Source organism: Rhodopseudomonas palustris, assembly GCF_003031265.1.
GTDB classification, from domain to species: Bacteria; Pseudomonadota; Alphaproteobacteria; order Rhizobiales; family Xanthobacteraceae; genus Rhodopseudomonas; species Rhodopseudomonas palustris_H.
Genome location: NZ_CP019966.1, coordinates 4,069,199 through 4,094,147 on the forward strand (window position 1 = coordinate 4,069,199; position 24,949 = coordinate 4,094,147).

Annotated in this window: 16 protein-coding genes; 8 read left to right on the forward strand and 8 right to left on the reverse strand. The window is 66.2% G+C overall.

Annotated elements, in window-relative coordinates:
* Nucleotides 1-75 precede the first annotated feature (75 nt).
* Nucleotides 76-1,092: an LLM class flavin-dependent oxidoreductase gene (locus RPPS3_RS18965; protein ID WP_107345452.1), complete on the reverse strand. Its 1,017-nt coding sequence runs from the start codon at nucleotides 1,090-1,092 to the stop codon at nucleotides 76-78.
* A 410-nt stretch (nucleotides 1,093-1,502) separates the two neighbouring features.
* Here RPPS3_RS18965 and metF point away from each other — a divergent pair, with 410 nt between their 5' ends.
* The 3 genes from metF (at nucleotide 1,503) to RPPS3_RS18980 (ending at nucleotide 7,631) form a co-directional block, all read left to right on the forward strand.
* Entirely contained in the window at nucleotides 1,503-2,390 is an 888-nt protein-coding gene (gene metF, locus RPPS3_RS18970) for a methylenetetrahydrofolate reductase [NAD(P)H] (protein WP_107345453.1), read from the forward strand.
* A 12-nt stretch (nucleotides 2,391-2,402) separates the two neighbouring features.
* Nucleotides 2,403-6,284: a methionine synthase gene (metH, locus tag RPPS3_RS18975; RefSeq protein ID WP_107345454.1), complete on the forward strand. Its 3,882-nt coding sequence runs from the start codon at nucleotides 2,403-2,405 to the stop codon at nucleotides 6,282-6,284.
* Between the two features lie 1,059 nt (nucleotides 6,285-7,343).
* Nucleotides 7,344-7,631: a GIY-YIG nuclease family protein gene (locus RPPS3_RS18980; protein ID WP_107345455.1), complete on the forward strand. Its 288-nt coding sequence runs from the start codon at nucleotides 7,344-7,346 to the stop codon at nucleotides 7,629-7,631.
* Between the two features lie 339 nt (nucleotides 7,632-7,970).
* Here RPPS3_RS18980 and glpK read toward each other — a convergent pair whose 3' ends face one another.
* Nucleotides 7,971-9,473: a glycerol kinase GlpK gene (gene glpK / locus RPPS3_RS18985; protein ID WP_047310093.1), complete on the reverse strand. Its 1,503-nt coding sequence runs from the start codon at nucleotides 9,471-9,473 to the stop codon at nucleotides 7,971-7,973.
* Nucleotides 9,474-9,680: 207 nt separating this feature from the next.
* On the opposite strand from glpK, the gene RPPS3_RS18990 reads away from it, so the two are divergent.
* From RPPS3_RS18990 to RPPS3_RS19010, 5 genes are all read left to right on the forward strand, one after another.
* Complete coding sequence (locus RPPS3_RS18990; protein ID WP_047310094.1) at nucleotides 9,681-10,265, forward strand: ANTAR domain-containing response regulator; 585 nt, start codon at nucleotides 9,681-9,683, stop codon at nucleotides 10,263-10,265.
* A 145-nt stretch (nucleotides 10,266-10,410) separates the two neighbouring features.
* Nucleotides 10,411-11,571: a CmpA/NrtA family ABC transporter substrate-binding protein gene (locus tag RPPS3_RS18995; RefSeq protein WP_107345456.1), complete on the forward strand. Its 1,161-nt coding sequence runs from the start codon at nucleotides 10,411-10,413 to the stop codon at nucleotides 11,569-11,571.
* A gap of 491 nt (nucleotides 11,572-12,062) precedes the next feature.
* Nucleotides 12,063-12,485 carry a globin family protein gene (locus tag RPPS3_RS19000; RefSeq protein WP_107345457.1) on the forward strand — a complete coding sequence of 141 codons (423 nt, stop codon included), beginning with the start codon at nucleotides 12,063-12,065 and terminating at the stop codon, nucleotides 12,483-12,485.
* 42 nt (nucleotides 12,486-12,527) lie between these two features.
* Nucleotides 12,528-14,300, forward strand: coding sequence for a NirA family protein (locus tag RPPS3_RS19005; RefSeq protein ID WP_107345458.1), 1,773 nt, complete (start codon nucleotides 12,528-12,530; stop codon nucleotides 14,298-14,300).
* The gene (locus tag RPPS3_RS19010) at nucleotides 14,297-15,916 is read left to right on the forward strand and encodes a sulfite reductase subunit alpha (protein WP_107345459.1); all 1,620 of its coding nucleotides are present in this window, start codon (nucleotides 14,297-14,299) and stop codon (nucleotides 15,914-15,916) included. The genes RPPS3_RS19005 and RPPS3_RS19010 overlap by 4 nt, the downstream gene beginning before the upstream one ends.
* A 129-nt stretch (nucleotides 15,917-16,045) precedes the next feature.
* Here the strand turns inward: RPPS3_RS19010 and RPPS3_RS19015 are convergent, their stop codons facing one another.
* From RPPS3_RS19015 to RPPS3_RS19045, 6 genes are all read right to left on the reverse strand, one after another.
* The gene (locus tag RPPS3_RS19015; RefSeq protein ID WP_107345460.1) at nucleotides 16,046-16,819 is read right to left on the reverse strand and encodes an SDR family NAD(P)-dependent oxidoreductase; all 774 of its coding nucleotides are present in this window, start codon (nucleotides 16,817-16,819) and stop codon (nucleotides 16,046-16,048) included.
* A gap of 310 nt (nucleotides 16,820-17,129) precedes the next feature.
* Nucleotides 17,130-18,272, reverse strand: coding sequence for a pimeloyl-CoA dehydrogenase small subunit (gene pimD, locus RPPS3_RS19020; RefSeq protein WP_107345461.1), 1,143 nt, complete (start codon nucleotides 18,270-18,272; stop codon nucleotides 17,130-17,132).
* Nucleotides 18,273-18,404: 132 nt separating this feature from the next.
* Nucleotides 18,405-19,595, reverse strand: a complete 1,191-nt coding sequence (gene pimC, locus RPPS3_RS19025; RefSeq protein ID WP_011159252.1) for a pimeloyl-CoA dehydrogenase large subunit — start codon at nucleotides 19,593-19,595, stop codon at nucleotides 18,405-18,407.
* A gap of 95 nt (nucleotides 19,596-19,690) precedes the next feature.
* The gene (locus tag RPPS3_RS19030) at nucleotides 19,691-20,878 is read right to left on the reverse strand and encodes an acetyl-CoA C-acyltransferase (RefSeq protein ID WP_107345462.1); all 1,188 of its coding nucleotides are present in this window, start codon (nucleotides 20,876-20,878) and stop codon (nucleotides 19,691-19,693) included.
* Nucleotides 20,879-20,909: 31 nt separating this feature from the next.
* The gene (gene pimA / locus RPPS3_RS19035; RefSeq protein WP_107345463.1) at nucleotides 20,910-22,568 is read right to left on the reverse strand and encodes a dicarboxylate--CoA ligase PimA; all 1,659 of its coding nucleotides are present in this window, start codon (nucleotides 22,566-22,568) and stop codon (nucleotides 20,910-20,912) included.
* 178 nt (nucleotides 22,569-22,746) lie between these two features.
* Nucleotides 22,747-24,846, reverse strand: coding sequence for a 3-hydroxyacyl-CoA dehydrogenase NAD-binding domain-containing protein (locus tag RPPS3_RS19045; RefSeq protein WP_107345464.1), 2,100 nt, complete (start codon nucleotides 24,844-24,846; stop codon nucleotides 22,747-22,749).
* Nucleotides 24,847-24,949 lie beyond the last annotated feature (103 nt).

The following is a 24,949-nucleotide window of genomic DNA, read 5'->3' on the forward strand; positions in this document are numbered from 1 at the left end:
TCCAGCTCGGTGCACTGAGCCTCTGGATTGCTTCGTCGCTGCGCTCCTCGCAATGACGAAAGCTGCTTTGTTGAACTACGCCGCCGCGCGCTGCAGCTCGAAGGCATCGGCCAGCAGGCTGTAGCTGCGCTTGCGCGCTTCGTGATCGTACACCGCGGTAATCACCATCAGCTCGTCGGCGTGGCTTGCGGAGATCAGCGGCTGCAACGCCTGCCGCACCGTCGCCGGACTGCCGACGAACAGCCGCGAGCGATTACGCGCGATCGAGGCGCGGTCTGCGTCGGTGTACGAATAAGACAGAGCTTCTTCGACACTCGGCAGCGGCACATAGCGGCCGCGATCGCGTAGCAGGCGACTGAGATCCATCGAACTCGCGAGCCGCTCCGCTTCCTCATCGGTGTCGGCGACAACGGCGGCGACGGCCAAAATGCCGTGCGGCGTCGACCGCCAACGCGTCGGGCGGAAGTTGCTGCGATAATGCGTCAGCGCCTCGACCGCGTCGTGTGACGCGAAATGATGCGCGAAGGCGAAGCCCATGCCGACCTGCGCGGCGAGCTCGGAACTGTAGTCGCTGGAGCCGAGCAGCCAGATCGGCGGCAGTGGCGTATCGTCGGGCATCGCGACGACGTTGTTGTAGGGATGGCCGGGCGGAAAGCCGCGCGTCTCCCACAGCGTCAGCTCCTGCAGCCGCTCCAGAAAATCATCGCCCTCGCGGCCGTCGAGCCGTCGGCGTAGCGCGTGCATCGTCGCCTGATCGGTGCCCGGCGCGCGGCCGATGCCGAGATCGATCCGGCCAGGGAACAGTGCTTCGAGCATCTTGAAGCGCTCCGCCACGACCAGCGGCGCGTGGTTGGGCAGCATCACCCCACCGGAGCCGACATGGATGCGTTCGGTCACCGCCGCGATCTGCCCAATCATGATGTCCGGCGCCGGACTCGCGACTGAAGGAAGATTGTGATGCTCGGCCAGCCAATAGCGCACATAGCCCAGCACATCCGCATGGCGCGCAAGGTCGATCGAGTTGCGCAACGCCGCAGCCGGCGGTGTGCCGGTGGTGACGACGGACAGATCGAGGATCGAGAGTGGCAGCATTTGCCTAACCTAGTGCGCGACCGAGGCGGGCGCAAAGGTATTGGGCTAGGCAATTCGACGATCCCCTGCCCGTTTCTTTCGGAGTGGGCAGAATGACCGTCTGCTTGGGAAGGTCTGGCTCATCTGGTTCCGCCAGAATCGCTGCACCGCACACAACCATCAGACAGATCGGTTGATTTTCGAAACAGGCGCGGGATACGCCTTGCCCACCCCCGGACACCTCCCAGCTCCGTCCAACGCACAAAACGGACTATTTTGGGCAACTTCCCAAACTGATATCGCCCAAAGTGGGCTGGCCGCCGAAGCCAGTTCGGCCTAATTTAACGCGGTTCGTGGAGGTTCCTGACCGTTGGGCAGCCGCACGCGCCTGTGGACGCCCGAACCGCCCTTTCAAACTGGATGACCATCAGATGAGCGACCTGCCGCAGCAGCTTCCGGCGATTTCCTTCGAGTTCTTCCCACCGAAGACCGAAGAGATGGAGCGCAATTTGTGGCAGGCGATCAGCCGGCTGGCGCCGCTGCATCCGAGCTTCGTCTCGGTCACCTATGGGGCCGGGGGCTCCACCCGGGAGCGGACCCACGCCACGATCGCGCGTATTCTCAAAGAAACCGATCTGACCCCGGCGGCGCATCTGACCTGCGTCGATGCCCCCTGTGCCGACGTCGACGACGTCGTGGCGCGGTATCACGACATCGGCGTCCGCCACATCGTGGCGCTTCGCGGCGATCCGACCACCGGTCTCGGCGGCACCTACACGCCGCATCCGCAGGGCTATCGCAGCTCGGCCGATCTCGTCGCCTCGATCAAGCGCCGCTATCCGGACATCGACGTCACGGTGTCGGCCTATCCGGAGAAGCATCCGGAGAGCACCGGCTTCGATGCCGACCTCGACATCCTGAAGGCCAAGGTCGATGCCGGCGCGACGCGCGCCATCACCCAGTTCTTCTTCGATAACGACCTGTACTTCCGCTACCTCGACCGCGTCCGCGCCCGCGGCATCGACATCCCGATCGTGCCGGGCATCCTGCCGGTGCAGAACTTCAAGCAGGCCGCCGGCTTCGCCGCCCGCGCCGGCGCCAGCGTGCCGGACTGGCTAGCCAAGCAGTTCGAAGGCCTCGACGACGATCCTGACACCCGCAAGCTGGTGGCTGCCACGGTCGCCGCCGGCCAAGTGCACAAGCTCGCCAAGCACGGCGTCAACAACTTCCACTTCTACACCATGAACCGCGCGGACCTGGTGTTCGCCATCAGCCATCTGCTGGGCTTCCGGCCGATCGCCAAGCAGAAGGCCGCGTAAGCAGTGTCCGATATGACCAAGCCCATTTCCGCAGCCCGCACTCGACTTTTGGCCCTCGCCGCGCAGCGGATCCTCGTGCTCGACGGCGCGATGGGGACGATGATCCAGCAGCTGCAGCTCGACGAAGCTGCGTTCCGCGGCGAGCGGTTCAAGGATTTCCACCGCGACCTGCGCGGCAACAACGACCTGTTGATCCTGACCCAGCCGCAGGCGATCGAGGACATCCACGCGCAGTATTTGCGCGCCGGTGCCGACATCGTCGCGACCAACACCTTCTCCTCGACCTCGATCGCGCAGGCCGACTACGACATGTCGGACCTCGCCTACGAGATGAGCCGCGACGGCGCCCGCCTCGCCCGCAACGCCGCCGCCAAGGTCGAAGCCGAAGACGGCAAGCCGCGCTTCGTCGCCGGCGCGATCGGCCCGACCAACCGCACCGCCTCGATCTCGCCGGACGTCGCCAACCCCGGCTACCGCGCGGTGACGTTCGATGATCTGCGCATCGCCTATAGCGAGCAGATCAACGGCCTGCTCGACGGCGGCGCGGACATCCTGCTGCTCGAAACCATCTTCGATACGCTGAACGCCAAGGCGGCACTGTACGCGATCGCCGAGATCGTCGACGCCCGCGGCATCGACGTGCCGGTGATGATCTCCGGCACCATCACCGACAAATCCGGCCGCCTGCTGTCGGGCCAGATGCCGGAAGCGTTCTGGAATTCGGTGCGGCACGCCCGCCCGATCACCATCGGCTTCAACTGCGCGCTCGGCGCCAAGGATCTGCGCGCCCACATCGCCGATATCAGCCGCGTCGCCGATACGCTGGTCTGCGCCTATCCCAACGCCGGCCTGCCCAACGAATTCGGCCAGTACGACGAGAGCCCGGAATACATGGCTGGTCTCGTCGGCGAGTTCGCCGAAGCCGGCCTCGTCAACATCGTCGGCGGCTGCTGCGGCACTACGCCGGCCCACATCAAGGCGATCGCCGAAGCGGTCGCGCCGCATAAGCCACGCGTGATCCCGACGATCGAGCCGCGGCTGCGGCTCTCCGGCCTCGAGCCGTTCGAACTGACCAAGGACATTCCGTTCGTCAACGTCGGCGAACGCACCAACGTCACCGGCTCGGCGAAATTCCGCAAGCTGATCACCGCCGGCGACTACGCCGCCGCGCTGCAGGTGGCGCGCGACCAGGTCGAGAACGGCGCCCAGATCATCGACGTCAACATGGACGAAGGGCTTCTCGATTCCGAAGCCGCGATGGTCACCTTCCTCAACCTCGTTGCCGCCGAGCCGGACATCGCCAAGGTGCCGGTGATGGTCGACTCCTCGAAGTTCAACGTGATCGAGGCCGGGCTGAAGTGCCTGCAGGGCAAGCCGGTAGTGAACTCGATCTCGCTAAAAGAAGGCGAGGACAAGTTCATCCACGAGGCGGGCATCGCCAAGCGTCACGGCGCCGCCGTGGTGGTGATGGCGTTCGACGAGACCGGCCAGGCCGACACCTACGCGCGCAAGACCGAGATCTGCGCCCGTGCTTACGACATTCTCGTCAACCGCATCGGCTTCCCGCCCGAAGACATCATCTTCGATCCGAACATCTTCGCGATCGCGACGGGCCTCGAAGAGCACAACAATTACGGCGTCGACTTCATCGAGGCGACTCGCTGGATCCGCCAAAACCTGCCGCACGCGCATGTCTCCGGCGGCGTCTCCAACCTGTCGTTCTCGTTCCGCGGCAACGAGCCGGTGCGCGAGGCGATGCACTCGGTGTTCCTGTATCACGCCATCAAGGCCGGCATGGACATGGGCATCGTCAATGCCGGGCAGATGATCGTGTATGACGACATCGATCCCGAGCTGCGCCAGGTGTGCGAGGACGTCATCCTCAACCGTGACGCGAGCGCCTCCGAACGCCTGCTGGCGCTCGCCGACAAATATCGCGGCCAGGGCAAGCAGCAGAAGGAACAGGACCTCGCCTGGCGTTCGTGGCCGGTCGAGCAGCGGCTCAGCCACGCGCTGGTGCACGGCATCACCGAGTTCATCGAAGCCGACACCGAGGAAGCGCGTGCCAAGGCCGAGCGGCCCCTGCACGTGATCGAAGGCCCGCTGATGGCCGGCATGAACGTGGTCGGCGACCTGTTCGGCGACGGCAAGATGTTCCTGCCGCAGGTGGTGAAATCCGCCCGCGTGATGAAGCAGGCAGTCGCCTATCTGATGCCGTTCATGGAAGCCGAGAAGGCGGCCAACCTCGCCGCGGGCAAGGACTCCGGGGAGCGCTCCTCCGCCGGCAAGATCGTGCTCGCCACCGTCAAGGGCGACGTCCACGATATCGGCAAGAACATCGTCGGCATCGTGCTCCAGTGCAACAACTTCGAGGTGATCGACCTCGGCGTGATGGTGCCGGCCGCCAAGATCATCGAGACCGCGAAGGCCGAGAACGCCGATATCATCGGCCTGTCCGGGCTGATCACGCCGTCGCTCGACGAGATGAGCTTCCTCGCCGGCGAGCTGCAGCGGAGCGGCTTTGACATTCCGCTGCTGATCGGCGGCGCGACGACGAGCCGTGTCCACACCGCGGTGAAGATCGACCCGGCTTATCCGGCCGGCAGCGTGGTGCACGTCAACGACGCCAGCCGTGCGGTCGGCGTCGCCTCTTCGTTGCTGTCGAAGGACAAGGGCGCCGCCTATGCGGCAGAGGTGCGTGCCGACTACGCCAAGATCTCGGCGGCGCATCACCGCGCCCAGGCCGACAAGAAGCGGCTGACGCTCACCGCCGCCCGCGCCAATTCCACCAAGATCGATTGGGCCGCGACCCAGCCGGTGAAGCCCTCCTTCATCGGCACCCGGAGCTTCAGCAGCTATTCACTCGCCGAACTGGTCGACTACATCGACTGGACGCCGTTCTTCCAGGCCTGGGAGCTCGCCGGACGCTTCCCTGCGATCCTCGAGGATGGTGTGGTCGGCGAAGCGGCGCGGTCGCTGTATGCCGACGCCCGCAAGATGCTGGACCGCATCGTCACCGAGAACTGGTTCACCGCTAACGCGACGATCGGCTTCTGGCCGGCGAATGCGCAAGGCGACGACATCTTGGTCTATGCGGATGAAGCGCGCACCACGCCGATCGCCACGCTGCACAGCCTGCGCCAGCAGCTCGACAAGCGCGAAGGCCGCGCCAACGCCGCGCTCAGCGACTTCATCGCGCCGGTTGCGAGCGGCGTCGCCGACTATATCGGCGGCTTCGTGGTCACCGCCGGCATCGGCGAGGACGTGATCGCCGACAAGTTCAAGGCCGAGCGCGACGACTACTCGTCGATCATGGTCAAGGCGCTGGCCGATCGTCTCGCCGAAGCCTTCGCCGAGCGGATGCACGCCCGCGTCCGCCGCGAGTTCTGGGGCTATGCGCCGGACGAGGCGCTGTCGGCCGACGATCTGATCCTGGAGAAGTATCAAGGCATCCGCCCCGCGCCTGGCTACCCGGCGCAGCCCGACCACACCGAGAAGGCGACACTGTTCGAGCTGCTCGACGCCGAAGCCTCCGCCGGCGTGACGCTGACCGAGAGCTTTGCGATGTGGCCGGGCTCGTCGGTGTCGGGACTGTATTTCAGCCATCCGCAGAGCGCCTATTTCGGCGTCGGCAAGATCGAACGCGACCAGGTCGAAGACTACGCCTCCCGCAAGGGCTGGGACGTCGCCACCGCCGAACGTTGGCTGGCACCGGTGCTGAACTACATCCCATCGCGCAGCACGGGCGCCACGGATGAAACCGGCATGCCGCCGCTGGCGCCGCAAGCCGATGCTCCGCTGTCGGCCGACGACGCAGCGCTGGCCTCGCACCCGCAGGGCTGCACCTGCGCGCTGCACCTCGCCTGGCGCAAGCAGAAGGTGGCGGCGAAGTAACAGCGGCGGACTTCTTGCAGTCGTGATCGCCTGCGCAAGCCGCCGTCCCCACCTCCGTCGTCCCCCGCGCAGGCGGGGGACCCAGTATTGCAGAGAGCGCGTGGTCGGCACCGGCCGATGAAACGAACGCGCTCGGATACTGGTTCGCCCGGACGAGCCGGGCGATGACAGCTGAGAGTGGGGCGAGCGCGTACGTGATCGCGAGGCTTGTCGCGAGCTTCGGCTCGAACTGCGTTGTTCCGATTCAGCCTGTCAAACAGCCACGGCGTCGCGATCTCGCGGCTCTGCCGAGCCCGAGCTATGCGCCCGTCGTCATCACGACGAGGGGCGGGGGCGCGCCGCTTGGCGCAGAGTTGGTGGTTGGTCGCGATGGCTTGCGATCCATCGCGCATCGCCTTCACGGCGCGCCCACCAGCGGCGATCTTTTGGCGTCGGGACCGTTCTTCCGGGCGCGGGGAGCACGGGGATTTCTCCCGCCTCGTTCCGTCCCGTCCAGCCACGCGATGGGCAGCCGCTCATAGTAGCGGCGGACGGCGACCTCTTGCCTCCCGGAAGAAGTGGGTGCGAACCACCTCGCGCAGGACGCCGCGTCATCCGGCTTCGGCTGACACGTCAGCCGCCACCGAACTCACCGGCCGGTCTCCCGGCCGACGATCTGTCCCGCTTCCAAGCGCCCTCGAGAAGCGCCCCTCACGGACAGGACGACACGGACTATAGTCCTTATAGGAATATTGTCAATACGTGATGCCAGCGGCTTCGACGCCGGACGGCGCGGATCGCGATCGATGCGGCGATGGCAACGTCACGCCTGATTGCAAGATGGATGCGCGGGTCAAGCCCGCGCATGACGAGGGTGTATCCCCTCTCGTTCATCATTCCGGGGCGCGCGCAGCGCGAGCCCGGAATCCATAACCACCGCATTCATGATGGACCGAGAATCCCGTTCCGCGCATCATCGAAGCCGAGACGACACGGCTTATGGATTCCGGACTTGCGCGCAAATGCGCGCAATCCGGAATGACGAACGAGGGGCACCGAACAGCATCCAGGTGGGCTTCGATGCCTTACTACGTCTATCTGCTCGCCAACGGAAAGCATGGCACGCTGTATCTTGGCGTGACCAACGATCTGGTGCGACGCGTACACGAACATCGCAGCAAGACAGCGCCGGGATTCTCGGAGCGTTACGGCATCGATCGGCTGGTGTGGTTCGAGATCTATGACGACGCCATTGCCGCGATCCCGCGGGAGAAACAGCTCAAGAAGTGGCGGCGTGATTGGAAGATCAGACTGATCGAAGACCAGAACCCGGACTGGGTCGATCTTTATCCGGGAATTTGCAGTTAGCACGGAGCGCGACGGCGTCGCACCACGTCATACCGAGACAACGCAGGTCACGATGGAGTGTTACACACGGTTCCTCTCTCGTCATTCCGGATTGCGCGCTCTTGCGCGCAAGTCCGGAATCCATACGCCGTGCGCTCTCGGTTACGGTGATGCGCAGAGGAAGGGCCTCGATCTGCACCAAGCACGGGGGTTATGGATTCCGGGCTCGCGCTACGCGCGCCCCGGAATGACGAACGAGAGGCCTGCGACGCGGTCACCGGAGCATCGCAAAGGCTGAATCCGGCGAACCCATCGCCTCGATCAGCGCCCTTGAATTTAAGGCTTACGTAGCCCCTGAGCTCACTCCCCCTCATCCGTCGCCAGCAGTCCCTTCACCGCCCTCGCCCAGCCCGCCAATTTGCGTTCGCGCGTCGCTGCGCTCATGGCAGGGCGGAAGCGGTGGTCGAGGCGCCAGTTGTCGGCGAATTTTTGCGGTTCGGGGAAAACGCCGGCGCTAAGGCCGGCGAGGTAGGCGGCGCCGAGCGCGGTGGTTTCCTGGATCACCGGGCGGTCGACCGGGGCGTCGAGCAGATCGGCGAGGCGCTGCATGGTCCAGTCCGAAGCGGTCATGCCGCCGTCGACGCGGAGCACGGTGGTGGCAGCATCGGCATCCGGCCAGTCGGCGCGCATCGCCGCCCACAGGTCGAAGGTCTGGTAGCACACGCTCTCCAGCGCCGCGTGGGCAAGCTCGGCTGGGCCGGTGTTGCGCGTCAAGCCGAACAGCGCGCCGCGCACGCGCGGATTCCAATACGGCGCGCCCATGCCGACGAACGCCGGCACCAGATACACGCTCTGCGCCGAATCCGACTTGTCGGCGAGCGGCCCGGTCTCGGAGGCATGCTTGATGACGCCGAGGCCATCGCGCAGCCATTGTACCGCGCTGCCGGCGACGAAGATCGAGCCTTCCAGCGCGTAGGTGCGTTTGCCATCGAGCTGATAGGCGACCGTGGTGAGCAGCTTGTTGTTCGACTTCACCGGCGTCGCACCGGTGTTGAGCAGCGCGAAGCAGCCAGTGCCGTAGGTCGACTTGATCATGCCCGGGGTGAAGCAAGCCTGGCCGATGGTCGCCGCCTGCTGGTCGCCAGCGATGCCGCGGATGGTGATCGAACCGCCGAACAGCTCCGGCACGCTGTCGCCGAAATGCGCCGAGGAGTCCTTCACCTCCGGCAGCATCGAGCGCGGCACTCCGAGCAGCTTGAGCAGTTCGTCGTCCCACGCGCCGTCATGGATATTGAACAGCAGCGTGCGCGACGCATTGGTGGCGTCGGTGGCGTGGACCTTGCCGCCGGTGAGCCGCCACAGCAGATAGCAATCGACGGTGCCGAACTTCAGCTCGCCGCGTTCGGCGCGAGCCCGCGCGCCGGGCACGTTGTCGAGCAGCCAGGCAACCTTTGTGCCGGAGAAATACGGATCGATGATCAGCCCGGTCTTGGCGGTGACCATCGGCTCCAGCCCCTCGGCCTTCAGCCGGGTGCAGAACTCCGCGGTGCGGCGGTCCTGCCAGACGATGGCGCGGTGGATCGCCTGGCCAGAGACGGCATCCCACACCACCACGGTTTCGCGCTGGTTGGTGATGCCGATCGCGGCGATGTCTGCGGCGGTCGCGCCGGCCTTGTCCATCGCGGCGCGGCAGGTGGCGATGGTCGTCGCCCAGATATCCTCGGGCTCGTGCTCGACCCAGCCCGACGCCGGGAAATGCTGCGGGAATTCCTGCTGCGCGGAGGCTGCGATCGAAATGTCGGAGCGGAACAGAATCGCCCGCGACGAGGTGGTGCCCTGATCGATGGCCATGACGAAAGGCATCAGCGTTCTTCCCGGAGATGATGACGGAACGGTTTTGCCCACCCCACCCGATCGCGGTTTCGCCGTCAATATCGGCCGAAAACCGGTCCGGGACCGCTGCCGGGTTTGAACCTGGGAGCGCCGGCGGTGCACAATCAATCTGCTTCAATTGCCGACCGGGATGTGGTTTGTGCTGCCATCAACCCTCCATAGGTACCGCCTCGACTGATGGACCATTCGCTCAACATCGTCATCGTCGATGAGAACCCGGTGCGCGCCGCGATTCTCACCGAGGGCCTGCGCGAAGCCGGGATGACAGAAATCACCCATCTCGAAGGCACCACCAACCTGTTGGCGCGGATCTACCAGATCGATCCGGACGTGATCCTGATCGACCTCGAGAACCCGAGCCGCGACATGCTGGAGCAGATGTTCCAGGTCAGCCGCATCGTGAAGCGGCCGATCGCGATGTTCGTCGACCAGAGCGACACCGCCTCGATCCAGGCTTCGGTCGATGCCGGCGTGTCCGCCTACATCGTCGACGGGCTGAAGAAGGAGCGGATGAAGCACATCCTCGATCTGTGCATCTCGCGCTTCAACGCCTTCGCCAAGCTCGAGACCGAGCTGAGCAACGCCCGCTCGGCGCTGGAGGACCGGAAGGTGATCGACCGCGCCAAGGGCATCCTGATGAAGGCCAAGGGCCTGACCGAGGAGCAGGCCTACGTGCTGCTGCGGACCACCGCGATGAACGAGAAGAAGAAGATCGCCGAGATCGCCCAGTCGGTGATCACGGCTTCGGAGATGCTGAAATGATGCGTCGCGCCATCAACACCATCCTCTCCGCGCGTCATGGCCGGGCTCGTCCCGGCCATCCACGCCTTTCTCGCGTTGCCATCAGCAAGGCGTGGATGCCCGGCACAAGGCCGGGCATGACGAGTGGAAAGCTGGAGCGCCTGAAATGAGCGAGCGGCTGCGCATCGGATTCATCCCGCTGGTCGACGCCGCCGCGCTGATCGTCGCCGCCGACAAAGGCTTCTGCGCCGCCGAAGGGCTCGACGTCGAGCTGGTGCGCGAGATCTCCTGGGCCAACGTCCGCGATAAATTCAACATCGGCCTGTTCGACGCCGCGCATCTGCTGGCGCCGCTGGCGGTCGCTTCCAGCCTCGGCATCGGCCACGTCAAGGTGCCGGTGATTTCCGGCTTCGGACTGGGCGTCAACGGCAACGCCATCACGGTGTCGCCGGACCTGCACGCCGCGATCGTCGCGATGGCCGACGGCGATGTCGCCGATCCGGTCGTCTCGGCCCGCGCGCTGGCCCGCGTCGTCGCCGAGCGCCGCGCCAAGGGCCAGGAGCCGCTGACCCTTGGGATGACCTTCCCGTTCTCCAGCCACAACTACGATCTGCGGTTCTGGATGGGCGCCGGCGGTGTCGATCCGGACGAGGATGTGCGGCTGGTGGTGCTGCCGCCGCCGTTCATGGTGGAGAGTCTCGCCAGCAAGCATCTCGACGGCTTCTGCGTCGGCGCGCCGTGGAATTCGGTGGCGATCGATCTCGGCATCGGCACCATCCTGCATTTCACCAGCGAGCTGTTCCAGCGCGCCGCCGAGAAGATGCTGACGGTGCGGGCGAACTGGGCCGCGCAGCACCCCGAGGTGCTGCAAGCGCTGATCCGCGCCCATGTCCGCGCCGCCGACTACATCGAAGACGTCGCCAACCGCGACGAGGTTTGCGCCCTGCTCGCCTCGCCGGGCCGGATCGAGGTGACGCCGGAGCTGATCCGCCGCACGCTCGACGGCCGGCTGAAGGTTGCGGCCGACGGCACGCTACGCACCAGCGACCGCTATCTGCTGGTCGGGCGCGAGGCCGCGGCGCGGCCTGACCCGGTGCAGGGCGCGTGGAACTACGCCCAGATGGTGCGCTGGGGACAGGCGCCGCTGTCGGCCGATCTGCTTGCCGCCGCCAAGGCGGTGTTCCGGCCGGACCTGTATGACGCAGCGGTCGGCACGGCTCCGGCTTTGCCGACCGCGCCCGCCGACGGGATCGGCGAATGCACCGGTGCGCCGTTCGATCCCGACGACATCGCCGGCTATCTGCAGAAGCTGCAGATCAAACGCTGACAAGGGACCAGGTTGGTCATTCCGGGGCGCGCGCCAGCGCGGACCCGAAATCTTGCCGGTGCCTGACAATCTCTGGATTCCGGGCTCGCTCGCTGGCGCGAGCGCCCCGGAATCACGACGCCCGGAAACGGTGGCTCCCGCTGCGCTGCACATTTCATCGCCACGCTGCTCAGCCGGGCAGCGGCGTAGGGCGGCTTCGAGCAGGCTCTGGCACTCGCTGCGAGAGCCGCTAAGCGCCTGACAATCCGAACAAATCCACCTCTTGCCAGAGAGTGGCACGAAATTCGCTGAACTATCTTTGCGGGATGCCGGTGGGGCGTCCTGGCGTCATCGAAACTCCGACAGCAACGCCGCTGTCCTGGCCTCGCTCCGCGAGCAACCAGGCAGCGGCTTTTTTTCGCCGGTTCGAGGCGCCCCGTGCAAAGGGGATTGGTCGATGCAGCGCTTCGTGTACGGATGTCGGCGAAACCACATCGCAAGCAAGGATCGTGATGACGCCGCAGGCGATCGCATTGGTGCAACAGAGCTTCGCGCGGCTGACGCCGATCTCGGACGAGACCGCGACGCTGTTCTACGAGCGGCTGTTCGCGACCGCGCCGGAGCTGCGGGCACTGTTTCACGGCGACATGCGCCGGCAGGGCAAGAAGCTGATGAGCACGCTGAACGTGGTGGTGACCGGGCTGACCGCGCTCGACACCATCCTGCCCGCCACGGGGCGGCTGGCGCGGCTGCACGTCGCCTACGGCGTCAGCGCCGCGCACTACACGCCGTTCGGCGCAGCGCTGCTGTGGACGCTGGAGCGCGAGCTCGGTGCCGACTGGACGCCGGAGCTCGCGGCAGCCTGGCGCGACGCCTACGCGCTGCTGTCCGAGACGATGCTGGCGGCGGCTTACGGCGACACCACGCCGAGCTGATCCACGCCCTGCCCCTCCCCGTGCAAGCGGCGTGAGGCGGCGATGGGCAGCGAATTCTCAATCGATCAGAAGCGCTATCTCGAAGGCTTCGCCACCGGTGTCACCGCAGCGCGCGCCGCGCGTGGCAGCCTGCCGGCTGGCGGTGCCGCGCAGCCGAGCGGCCCGGACGCGATCCACCTCCAGGCGCAGGACCGCGTCACCACGTCGGGCAAGAAGCTCAACGATGCGGAGAAGTGGAAGCGCGAACAGCATCCATTCGATGCCTATGCCCGGCTGAAGCAGCAGGCGAAGGACAACGCCGCGCCGAAGCCGGCGGACAATTTCCGCTGGCGCTACTACGGGCTATTCTACGTCGCCCCGGCGCAGACCTCGTATATGTGCCGCCTGCGTATTCCCAACGGCATCCTGACGTCGTGGCAGATGGCCGGCCTCGCCGATCTCACCGACACCCTCGCCGGCGGCTACGCGCATGTGACGACGCGCGCCAATTTGCAGATGCGCGAGATCGCGCCGAAGAATGCCGTGCAACTCCTGCAGGGCATCGAAAGCCTCGGGCTGTGGGCGCGCGGCTCCGGCGCCGACAACATCCGCAACGTCACCGGCTCCGCGACCGCCGGGATCGATCCGCAGGAACTGATCGATACGCGGCCCTACGCCCGCGACTGGCACTTCCACATCCTCAATGAACGCGCGCTGTTCGGGCTGCCGCGCAAGTTCAACGTCGCGTTCGACGGCGGCGGACTGATCCCGACGCTGGAGGACACCAACGACATCGCATTCCAGGCGGTGCAGATCGCGGACGGTCACGGCGTCGCACCCGGCATCTGGTTTCGCCTCGCACTCGGCGGCATCACCGGGCACAAGGACTTCGCCCGCGACACCGGCGTCATCGTCGCGCCGGACGAGGCGACCGAGGTCGCGGATGCGATCGTGCGGGTGTTCATCGAGCACGGCGACCGCACCGACCGCAACAAGGCGCGGCTGAAATACGTGCTCGATGCGTTCGGCTTCGACAAGTACTTGGAGCTGGTCGAGGAGAAGCTCGGCCGCAAGTTGATCCGCGTGCCGGCCGAAGCTGCGGCGCCGCGCCCGGCGCAGCATCGTGCGGCGCATCTCGGCGTGCACCCGCAACAGCAGGAGGGGCTGAACTGGATCGGCGTCCGGCTCGCCACCGGCCATCTCACGTCCGCACAGATGCGCGGCCTCGCCGCGATCGCGCGCAATTTCGGCGACGGCGATCTGCGGCTGACGGTGTGGCAGAATCTCTTGATCTCCGGCGTGGCGGATGCACGCGTGACCGAGGCTACCGCGGCGATCGAAGCGCTGGGACTGGCGATCAGCGCCTCGCCGCTCCGCGCCGGACTGATCGCCTGCACCGGCGCCAGCGGCTGCCGCTTCGCCGCCGCGCATACCAAGGAAACCGCGGAAACGATCGCGCAATATTGCGAGCCCCGCGTGCCGCTCGACACGCCGATCAACATCCATCTCACCGGCTGTCATAACTCCTGCGCGCAGCACTTCATCAGCGACATCGGCCTGATCGGCGCCAAGGTGGCGATCTCGGATGAGGACAGCGTCGAAGGCTTTCACATCCATGTCGGCGGCGGCTTTGGCCCGGACGCGGCGATCGGCACCGAGGTGCTGCGCGACGTCAAGCAGGACGATGCCCCACGCGTGATCGCGCGGATGCTGCAGACGTATCTCGCGCGCCGCACGTCGCCTGCCGAAACCTTCCTCGCCTTCACCCGCCGCCACGATGCGGCGGCGCTGCAGCAATTGTTCGCAGCCGAACCATCACCGGAGACCGTGGCATGAGCCAGAACCTGCCGCCGCCGATCCCGCTCCTGGTGCCGGAGACCGCGCCGTTCAACGAGGAGCAACGCGCCTGGCTCAACGGCTTCTTCGCCGGCCTGGTGTCGCTCGATGGGCAAGGTGCCACCGCCCTGTCGCCCGATCAGGCCGCAGCATTGCTCGCCGGCGGCCCGGCACCTGCCGCAGAAGACGACGACGGCGGCGCGCCGTGGCACGACCAAAGCCTGCCGATTGGCGAACGGATGCAGCTTGCGGAGGGCAAGCCGCTGCGCTGGAAGCTGATGGCCGCAATGGCGCAGCAGGATTGCGGCCAATGCGGCTACGACTGCCGCAACTACTCGGGTGCGATCTTCGACGGCAAGGAGACGCGGCTGAACCTGTGCGCCCCCGGCGGCAAGGACACCGCACGGATGGTGAAGACGCTGGCCGAACAGATCGGTACCGCGCCGACGCTGGATAGCGCCCCCTCCCTCGCCGCCGACGCGGCCCCGGTCGCGGCGCTGCCGCCGCGCGGCACCTCGCGCGACAATCCGGCTACCGCCAAGGTGCTGTCACGGCGCCGGCTCAACAAGCCGGGCTCGGAGAAGGAGACTTGGCACGTCGAGTTCGAGCTGGAGGATTGCCTGAGCTACGAGGCCGGCGATTCCTTCGGGCTGTTTCCAACCAATGATCCGGCGCTGGTCGACGCGGTGCTGCACGCGCTCGGCGCGCCGGCGGAATTTCCGATTGCGCAGTCGACACTGCGGCAGACGCTGCTGGACAGCGTGTCGCTGTCGCCCGCGCCCGACATGCTGTTCCAGCTGATCAGCTACATCACCGGCGGCGACAAGCGGAAGAAGGCGCGCGCGCTCGCCAGCGGCGAGGACCCCGACGGCGACGCCGCAACGCTCGACGTGCTCGCCGCGCTGGAGAAATTTCCCGGCCTCCGTCCCGATCCGGAAGCCTTCATCGAAGCGCTCGATCCGCTGCAGCCGCGGCTGTACTCGATCTCGTCGTCGCCGAAGACCACGCCCGGCCGGCTGTCGCTGACGGTCGATTGCGTGCGCTACAAGATCGGCAAGCGGCTGCGGCTCGGCGTCTGCTCGACCGGACTTGCCGAGCGCGTGCAGCCCGGCGACACGCTCCGGGCCTACATACAGAAGGCGCATGATTTCGCGCTGCCGTCGGATTCCAGCCAGCCGATCATCATGATCGGCCCCGGCACCGGGGTCGCGCCGTTCCGCGCTTTCCTGCACGAGCGCCAGGCGATCCAGGCGCCGGGCAAGAACTGGCTGTTCTTCGGCCATCAGCGCTCGGCCTCCGACTTCTTCTACGAGGACGAATTGAAGGCGATGAAGAACGCCGGCCTGCTGACGCGGCTGACGCTGGCATGGTCGCGCGACAGCGGCGAGAAGATCTATGTCCAGGACCGGATGCGCGAAGTCGGCCGCGACCTGTGGAGCTGGCTCACCGAAGGCGCCAGCCTCTACGTCTGCGGCGACGCCAAGCGCATGGCCAAGGACGTCGAACGCGCACTGGTCGACATCATCGCCCAGCACGGCGCCCGTTCAGCGGCGGAGGCGACGGCGTTCGTGTCGGAGCTGAAGAAGCAGGGACGCTATCAGCAGGACGTGTACTAAGCACCCTGCCCCTCACCGGTCATTCCGGGGCGCGCGCAGCGCGAACCCGGAATCCCGAGGTTGTTGCCAAGGAAGAGAGATTCCGGGTTCGCTCACTTCGTGAGCGCCCCGGAATGACGATGGAGAGGCCTACACCGACGCGGTCGTTACGCCGCCGTCGATCACGATGGTCTGGCCGGTCATGAAGGTCGAGGCGTCGGAGCCCAGATACGCGACGGCGCCGGCGATTTCGTGCGGTTCGCCGATCCTGCGCAGCGGGGTGCCGGCGGTGCGGCGCTTCAGGTTGGCTTCGTCTTCCCACAGCGCGCGGGCGAAGTCGGTCTTGACCAGCCCCGGCGCGATGGCGTTGACGCGGACGCCCTTCGGGCCCCATTCACCGGCGAGGCTGCGGCACAGCGCGAAATCGGCCGCCTTGGAGATGCCGTAGGCGCCGATCACGGTGGAGCCGCGCAGGCCGCCGATCGACGAGATAATCACCACCGAGCCAGAGCCGCGCTCGGCCATCTGCGGAATCGCGCGGGCGCACAGCCAGATGTTGCTCTTGACGTTCGACGCCATGATCTTGTCAAACGCCTCGTCGGCGATATCGAGCAGCGGGCCGTAATACGGGTTGACCGCGGCGTTGCAGACCAGGATGTCGACCTTGCCGTATTTGGCGGTGGCGCCGTCGATCAGCCCCTCGACGTCGGCCTTGCGCGAGATGTTGCAGGCGATGACGTGCGCATCGCCCCCCTCTTTCCGGATGCCTTCGGCAACTTCCTCGCAGGCATCGGCCTTGCGGCTCGAGATCACCACCTTGGCGCCGAGCTTAGCCAGCAGCTCCGCCGACGCCCGCCCGATGCCCCGCGACGAACCGGTGACGACGGCGACCTTGCCGGTGAGGTCGAACGGATTGGCGGTCATGGCGAGGCTCCCTGGGATTTGTTGTTGATTGTTACTTATCGCGGAACGCGGCAGCCCCGCGTGACCACGTCATGCGCGGGCTTGACCCGCGCATCCATCGTCTTGGGATGGATTGCCGGGTCGAGCCCGGCAATGATGAGGATGTTGTCGTCATTCCGGGGCGCGAGCGGAGGCTCGCGAACCCAGAATCCAGAGGGTGTTTGTGCGGCCGAGATTCCGGGTTCGCGCTGCGCGCGCCCCGGAATGACGGAGGTGAGAAATTCCGGGTTCGCTCACTGTCGTGAGCGCCCCGGAATGACTCGTGGAGAGATCAGATCAGCCCGCCGCCGGCGCTGACGCGGGCGAGGTGGTGATCGGTGTCGCCGAAGGTCTGCTCGATCATGGTCAGCCGCTTGAAGTAGTGGCCGATCTTGGCTTCCATCGTCATGCCGATGCCGCCATGCAGCTGGATCGACTGCTGGCCGACGAACTTGCCGGACTTGCCGATCTGCACCTTCGCGGCCGCGATCGCGCCGGCACGTTCCTTGGCGTCGTCGAACTCGGCCGCCATGGTGGCGAACATCGCCATCGAGCGGGCCTGTTCGGTGGCGACGAACATGTCGGCGGCGCGATGCTGCAGCACCTGGAACGAGCCGATCGGCACGCCGAACTGCTTGCGAGTCTTGATGTACTCGACCGTGGTGGTGAGCGATTCATCCATCAGGCCGACCGCTTCGGCGCACAGCGCAGTGCGGGCATCGTCGACCACCGCCTCGATCAGCTCGAGCGCGTTCTCCGGATCGCCGATCGCCGCATCGGCGCCGACCTGGACGCCGGTGAAGGTGATGTCGGCGGCGTGCAGCCCGTCCTGGGTCGGATAGCCCTTGCGGGTAATGCCCTTGGCATCTGCCGGCACCAGGAACACGCCGACGCCGGCGCGGTCACGCTGGCCGCCCTTGGTGCGGGCGGTGACGATCAGGGTGTCGGCGGCTTCGCCGTTCAGCACCACGAACTTCTCCCCGTCGATCACCCAGCCGTCGCCGTTCTTCTTGGCGGTGGTGGAGACGTCGCCGAGATCCCAGCGCGAGTTCTTTTCGAGCTGCGCGAAGGCGAAGGTCTTGGAGCCGTCGATGATGCCGGGCAGATGCGCCGCCTTCTGCGCGGCCGAACCGGCGCGGCGCAGGAAGCCGCCGCCGATCACCACAGTCGGCAGATAGGGTTCGAGCACCAGCGCGTGGCCGAGCGCTTCCATGACGATCATGGTCTCGACCGCGCCGGCGCCGAAGCCGCCGTCTTCCTCGGCGAACGGCAGGCCGAGCAGGCCCTGCTCGGCGAACTTGCCCCACACCGCGCGGCTCCAGCCGCCCTTCTCCTTGGCGTACTTCTTGCGGCTGTCGAAATCGTAAGAGCCCTTCAGCAGGCCTTCGACGCTTTCCTTGAGGAGGCGCTGCTCCTCCGACAAATCAAAATCCATCGTGATGCTTCCTTGAATAGCAAAATCGACCGGGCGTCATTGCGAGGAGCGAAGCGACGAAGCAATCCAGCTTCGAGCGCTTGGCTCTGGATTGCTTCGCTTCGCTCGCAATGACGGAGAGGACGTCGCGCCTTACAGCCCGAGCACCGCCTTGCAGATGATGTTACGCTGGATCTCGTTGGAGCCGCCGTAGATCGAGACCTTGCGGTTGTTGAAGTAACCGGGGGCGATCTGGGCGGTCCAATCCATCGTCTCGTTCGAGTCGTCGTCGCCGTGGACGTCGTATGGCGCGGCGAACGGGCCGATGACTTCCATCAACAGCTCAGTGGTCGCCTGCTGAATCTCGGAGCCCTTGATCTTCAGCACCGACGACGCCGGGTTCGGCTTGCCCTTGCCGTGCTTGCCTTCATCGGCAACGACGCGGAGCTGGGTAAGCTCGAGCGCCTTCAGCTCGATCTCGACCGCGGCCAGCTTGTCGCGGAACTTCGGATCCTCGATCACCGGCTTGCCGCCGGACTCGACCTGCGCGGCGAGCTGCTTGATGCGGCGGATGCGCTCCTTCGACATGCCGACGCGGGCGATGCCGGTGCGCTCGTTGCCGAGCAGGAACTTGGCGTAGTCCCAGCCCTTGTTCTCCTGGCCGACCAGGTTCTCCAACGGCACTTCGACGTCATCGAAGAACACTTCGTTGACTTCGTGGCCGCCGTCGATGGTCTGGATCGGACGGACGGTGATGCCCTTGGTCTTCATGTCGACCAGGATGAAGGAGATGCCTTCCTGCTTCTTGGCGGCCGGATCGGTGCGGCACAGGCAGAAGATCCAGTCGGCGTGCTGCGCCAGCGTGGTCCAGGTCTTCTGGCCGTTGATGATCCACTTGTCGCCCTTCTTCTCCGCCTTGGTCTTCAGCGAAGCGAGGTCGGAGCCCGAGCCCGGCTCGGAGAAGCCCTGGCACCACCAATCATCGACATTGGCAATGCGCGGCAGGAAGCGCTTCTTCTGCTCCTCGCTGCCGAAGGTGTAGATAACCGGGCCGACCATCGAGACGCCGAAGGCGAGCGGCTGCGGCGCGGGCGCGGCCTGCAGCTCCTCATTGAAGATGTAGTGCTGCACGCTGCTCCAGCCGGTGCCGCCGTATTCCTTCGGCCAGTGCGTCACCGCCCAGCCCTTCTTATTGAGGATGCGGTACCACTCGACCATTTCTTCCTTGGTGTTGTGGCGGCCTTCGATCAGTTTCTGCCGCGTCTTGGCCGGCACGTTGTCCTTGAAGAACTGCCGCACCTCGTCGCGGAACGCGATCTCTTCTTTGCTGAAATTCAGATCCATCGGATCCTCCTTGGGTCGAATTCGTCTACGAAACTATCATTCGTCATTCCGGGTTCGCGAGCTGCGCGAGCGCCTCGGAATGACTCCCGTGAGGCTTACTGCACGATCTCGAACAGGCCGGCGGAGCCCATGCCGCCGCCGACGCACATCGTCACCACCGCATACTTCACCTTGCGGCGGCGGCCTTCAATCAGCGCGTGGCCCGCGAGGCGCGCGCCCGACATACCGTAGGGATGGCCGACCGAGATCGCGCCGCCGTTGACGTTCAGCTTCTCCGGATCGATGCCGAGCTTGTCGCGGCAATACAGCACCTGCACCGCGAACGCTTCGTTGAGCTCCCACAGGCCGATGTCGTCGACGCTGAGGCCATGGCGCTTGAGCAGGCGCGGCACCGCGAACACCGGGCCGATGCCCATCTCGTCCGGCTCGCAGCCGTAGGAGACCATGCCGCGGAAGATGCCGAGCGGCTTGAGGCCCTTCGCCGCCGCGGTCTTGTCGCTCATGATCACCGTGGCCGAGGCGCCGTCGGAGAGCTGGCTGGCGTTGCCGGCGGTGATGGTGAAGCCTTCGCCGCGCACGGCCTTCAATCCAGCCAGACCCTCAGCGGTAGTCTCCGGCCGCGGGCCCTCGTCCTGCGACAGCGTGATGTCCTTGAACGACACCTCGCCGGTCGCCTTGTCGACGACGCCCATCTTGGTCGAGATCGGCGCGATTTCGTCGTTGAACTTTCCGCCCTGCTGCGCCGCCGCGGTGCGACGCTGGCTCTCGAGCGAGTACTCGTCCTGGCGCTCGCGCGAGATGCCGTAGCGCTTCGCCACGGTTTCGGCGGTGTCGAGCATCGCCATGTAGACGTCGCCCTTGATCGCCTGCAGCGCCGGATCGACGGCATGGAAGCTGTTCATCTTGTCGTTCTGTACTAGCGAGATCGACTCACCGCCGCCGCCGACCGCGATCTCGACGCCGTCGAACAGCACCGAGCGGGCGGCGAGCGCGATCGCCTGCAGGCCGGAGGCGCACTGGCGGTCGATGGTGGTGCCGGCGGTGGTCACCGGCAGGCCGGCGCGCAGCAGCGCCTTACGCGCGATGTTGCCGCCGGTGGCGCCCTGCTGCATCGCCGCGCCCATCACCACGTCCTCGACCTCCTTCGGGTCGATGCCGGCGCGCTTCACCGCGTGCTCGATGGCGTGGCCGAGCAGCGTGGCGCCCTCGGTGGCGTTGAGGGCGCCGCGATACGCCTTGCCGATCGGCGTGCGCGCGGTTGAAACGATAACGGCCTCGGTCATATGCAGGCTCCTGCGGGGTTGCTGTTACGAATTACTTGGTCTGTGTCTTGGTGGTGGTCTGCTGGCTGCGCAGTTCGTGGCGGGACAGTTTGCCCACCGTGGTGCGCGGCAGTTCGTCGAGAAACTCCACGGCGGTCGGCAGCTCGTGCTTGCCGAGCTTGCCGTTGAGGAAGGCACGCAGCTCGTCGATGCTGAACGGCTGCGCCCCGTCGCGCAGCTTGACGAACGCCTTAGCCGCCTCGCCGCGGTAATCGTCCGGCACGCCGATCACGATCACTTCCTGGACCGCGGGGTGTTCGTAGATCGCCTGCTCGATCATCTGCGGATAGACGTTGAAGCCGCCGGAGATGATCATGTCCTTCTTGCGGTCGACCAGGAAGAAGTAGCCATCCTGGTCCATATAGCCGATGTCGCCGGTGAGAAAACGGTCGCCGACGAAACTGTGAGCGGACTCCTCCGGCCGGTTCCAATAGCCCTTGGTGACGTTCGGGCCGCGGACGCGGAGCTCGCCGACTTCGCCCGGCGGCAGCACGCGCTTCGGATCATCGAGCGCCACGACATCGAGTTCGATGCCCGGCAGCATCAGGCCGATCGAGCCCGGCTTGTCCGGACCTTCCGGCGGATGGCCGGTGCCCGGCGAGCAGGTCTCGGTCATGCCCCAGCCGCTCTTCAGCTTCAGATTGGTCTTGCGCTCGAACAGCCGCGCAACCTCGACCGGCAGCGGCGCGCCGCCGGAGCCGGCCATCGTCAGCGACGACAGATCGCGCTTCTCCAGCGACGGATCGTTGGCGAGCGCGATCCACATTGTCGGCACGCCCGGGAACACGGTGGCGCGCTTCTCCTCGATGTCGCGGAACACTGCCGCGACGTCGAAGCGCTGATGCAGCGAGATCAGATCGCCCTGCTTCAGGCAGCGCAGCAGGATCACTGTGAGCGCGTAGATGTGGAACAGCGGCAGCACGCAGATCACGCGATGAATGCCGCCGCTGTTGGCGCGCACCAGACCCCAGACGTCGTAGATCGACACCGCCGAGGTCAGGTTGGAATGGGTGAGCATCGCGCCCTTCGGCAGCCCGGTGGTGCCACCGGTGTACTGCAACAGCGCGATATCGTCCGGCACAATCGCCGGCCAGGCCATCGGCTTGGAGGCGCCCTTGATGAAGTCGGCGTAAGTAATCACCCGCGGATCGCTGGGCAGCGGCGCCAGCGGCGTGGCCGACTCGCCCCAGCTCGCATCGCTGCACACGATCAGGCGGTCGAGCAACCCCTTGGCGAGAAACCTCTCGGCCATCGGCAGCAGCGCGGCAGAATCGGTGGTAATCAGCACCCGTGCGCCGGAGTCACTGAGCTTGTGCGACAGCGCCCGCTCGCCATCGAGCGGCGACAGATGCACGACGCGGGCGCCGGCCTTCAGCGCACCGAAAAAATTGATCGGATGGTCCGGGGTGTTGCCGATATACAGCGCGACCGAGGAGTCGCGGCCATAGCCTGCTGCGAGCAGCGCGGCCGCCGCGGTCTCGGCCATCGCTTCGAGCTTGGTGTAGGTGATCTGCCGATCACGAAACTCCAGCGCCGGCCGCGACGCATAGTCCTTCGCGGCCTGCGCCAGCAGATCCGGCAACGTCCCCCTCGCGATTGGCGCATCCCAGCGAACGCCAGGCGGATAGTACTGCTCACCGGGATGGGACATGCGGGCCACTTCGCGATTTGGGGGTGAACTAACGGCTCTTCGTCTCTGGCAGGAATAGCATTACGTCATGGTATCCCCTCCCCCTTGCGGGGAGGGTCGGGGGTGGGGTCCCCAGGCACTGTGCCCGCGTCGCCCTCACCCCGGCCCTCTCCCGCAAGCGGGAGAGGGAGAGGAGCGATCACGCCGCGGCCTTGGACGGCTGCGTGAGCGAGGCGAAGGTCTTGCCTTCGGCGGCAAGGCGGGCGAGCAGCGGAGCCGGCTCCAGCGACGGATCGTTGGTGGCCTTGGCGTAGGCCGACAGCCGCTCGGCGATGTGCTTGAGGCCGACGCTGTCGGCGTAGTGCATCGGGCCGCCGCGATAGATCGGCCAGCCGTAGCCGTACAACCAGACCACATCGATGTCGCTCGGACGCGCCGCGATCTTCTCTTCGAGAATGCGGGCGCCCTCGTTGATCATCGGGTACACCATCCGCTCGAGGATCTCCTCGTCGGTGATGTCGCGGCGCTTGAGGCCGAGCTTGGCGAGCGTGTCGTTGATCAGCGTCTCGACTTCCGGATCGGGCATCGGAGCGCGCGAGCCGGCTTCGTACTTGTAGTAGCCCTTGCCGGTCTTCTGGCCGAAGCGGCCGGCTTCGCACAGCGCGTCCGCGATCTCCGACTTGATGCCGCGGTCCTTGCGCGAGCGCCAGCCGATATCGAGGCCGGCGAGATCGCCCATCGCGAACGGGCCCATCGGCATGCCGAACTTGGTGACGACGGCGTCGACCTGCTGCGGCAGCGCGCCTTCGAACAGCAGCTTTTCGGACTGCTTGGAGCGGGCCGCGAGCATGCGGTTGCCGACGAAGCCGTCGCAGACGCCGACCACGACGGGCACCTTGGCGATCTTCTTGGCGATCGACACCGCGGTGAGCAGCGCGTCCGGTGCGGTCTTGGCGCCGCGCACGATTTCGCACAGCTTCATCACGTTGGCCGGCGAGAAGAAGTGCATGCCGAGCACGTCCTGCGGACGCTTGGTGGTGGCGGCGATCTCGTCGATCGACAGATAGGAGGTGTTCGAGGCCAGTACCGCGCCCGGCTTGGCGTGGGCGTCGATCGCGGTGAACACTTCCTTCTTCACCGCCATGGTTTCGAACACCGCCTCGATGATCAGGTCGGCATCCTTGACGTTCTCCAGGCCGACCACGCCGGTGATCAGGCCCATCCGCTTGGCGGGCGCGTCCGCCGGGATGCCGCCGCGCGCCGCGGTGGCTTCGTAGTTCTTCTGCATGATGCCCATGCCGCGCTTGAGCTGCTCCTCGCCGGTCTCGATCAGCGTCACCGGGATGCCCGCATTGGCGAACGACATCGCGATGCCGCCGCCCATGGTGCCGGCGCCGATGATCGCGACGCGCGACACCGGGCGCGGCTTGGTGCCGTCCGGCACGCCGTCGACCTTGGCGGCTTCACGCTCGGCGAAGAACGCGTAGCGCTGCGCCTTCGACTGATCGGACACGACGAGCTTCATGAAGCCCTCGCGCTCCTTCTTCAGCCCCTCTTCGAACGGCAGATCGATCGCGGCGCCGATCGCGTCGGCGCAGGCGAACGGCGCTTCGAGGCCGCGCGCCTTCTTGGTCATCGCCGCGACCGCATTGGTGAAGATCGAGCGATCGGCCTTGGCGGCGGCGAGCTTGGAATCATCGTCGCGCAGCCGAGGCAGCGGGCGCTTCTCGGCCACCACCTTCTTGGCGAACGCCACCGCGCCCGCGACCAGATTCTCGACGATCTCTTCGACCAGCCCGTGCTTGAGCGCTTCAGCGGCGCCGATCGGGCTGCCGCCGACGATCATCTGCACGGCGAGCTCAGGACCGACCGCGCGCGGCAGGCGCTGCGTACCGCCGGCGCCCGGCAAGAGGCCGAGCTTGACTTCCGGCAGACCGAGCTTGGCTTCCTTGACGGCGACGCGGAAATGGCAGCCGAGCGCGACTTCGAGACCGCCGCCGAGCGCGGTGCCGTGGATCGCAGCAATCGTCGGCTTCGGGGAATTCTCCAGCGCGGCGATGACGTCGTTGAGCGCCGGCGGCTGCGCCGGCTTGCCGAATTCGGTGATGTCGGCGCCGGCGATGAAGGTGCGGCCCGCGCACACCAGCACGATCGCCTGCACGGCGGGATCGGCAACGGCGGCGTTGACGTTTTCCAGAATGCCGCGGCGAACAGCCGCACTGAGCGCATTGACCGGCGGACTGTCGACCGTGACGATCGCGACCTGATCCTGCGTTGCGCGTGTGACTACTTCGCTCATGCCGTTCTCCTTGGGTTTGCGTTTCTTAGTTTGTTTCGCACTGCGAAAATTAATTCCACATCTTGACAGCGAGGGTTATTTTGAAGAGCGTCGATTGTCAACG

Excerpts from the sequence above, each read along its gene's own strand:
- RPPS3_RS18965 (WP_107345452.1), bottom strand. The coding sequence starts at position 1,092 with ATGCTGCCACTCTCGATCCTCGATCTGTCCGTCGTCACCACCGGCACA.
- metF (WP_107345453.1), top strand. The coding sequence starts at position 1,503 with ATGAGCGACCTGCCGCAGCAGCTTCCGGCGATTTCCTTCGAGTTCTTC.
- metH (WP_107345454.1), top strand. The coding sequence starts at position 2,403 with ATGACCAAGCCCATTTCCGCAGCCCGCACTCGACTTTTGGCCCTCGCC.
- RPPS3_RS18980 (WP_107345455.1), top strand. The coding sequence starts at position 7,344 with ATGCCTTACTACGTCTATCTGCTCGCCAACGGAAAGCATGGCACGCTG.
- glpK (WP_047310093.1), bottom strand. The coding sequence starts at position 9,473 with ATGCCTTTCGTCATGGCCATCGATCAGGGCACCACCTCGTCGCGGGCG.
- RPPS3_RS18990 (WP_047310094.1), top strand. The coding sequence starts at position 9,681 with ATGGACCATTCGCTCAACATCGTCATCGTCGATGAGAACCCGGTGCGC.
- RPPS3_RS18995 (WP_107345456.1), top strand. The coding sequence starts at position 10,411 with ATGAGCGAGCGGCTGCGCATCGGATTCATCCCGCTGGTCGACGCCGCC.
- RPPS3_RS19000 (WP_107345457.1), top strand. The coding sequence starts at position 12,063 with ATGACGCCGCAGGCGATCGCATTGGTGCAACAGAGCTTCGCGCGGCTG.
- RPPS3_RS19005 (WP_107345458.1), top strand. The coding sequence starts at position 12,528 with ATGGGCAGCGAATTCTCAATCGATCAGAAGCGCTATCTCGAAGGCTTC.
- RPPS3_RS19010 (WP_107345459.1), top strand. The coding sequence starts at position 14,297 with ATGAGCCAGAACCTGCCGCCGCCGATCCCGCTCCTGGTGCCGGAGACC.
- RPPS3_RS19015 (WP_107345460.1), bottom strand. The coding sequence starts at position 16,819 with ATGACCGCCAATCCGTTCGACCTCACCGGCAAGGTCGCCGTCGTCACC.
- pimD (WP_107345461.1), bottom strand. The coding sequence starts at position 18,272 with ATGGATTTTGATTTGTCGGAGGAGCAGCGCCTCCTCAAGGAAAGCGTC.
- pimC (WP_011159252.1), bottom strand. The coding sequence starts at position 19,595 with ATGGATCTGAATTTCAGCAAAGAAGAGATCGCGTTCCGCGACGAGGTG.
- RPPS3_RS19030 (WP_107345462.1), bottom strand. The coding sequence starts at position 20,878 with ATGACCGAGGCCGTTATCGTTTCAACCGCGCGCACGCCGATCGGCAAG.
- pimA (WP_107345463.1), bottom strand. The coding sequence starts at position 22,568 with ATGTCCCATCCCGGTGAGCAGTACTATCCGCCTGGCGTTCGCTGGGAT.
- RPPS3_RS19045 (WP_107345464.1), bottom strand. The coding sequence starts at position 24,846 with ATGAGCGAAGTAGTCACACGCGCAACGCAGGATCAGGTCGCGATCGTC.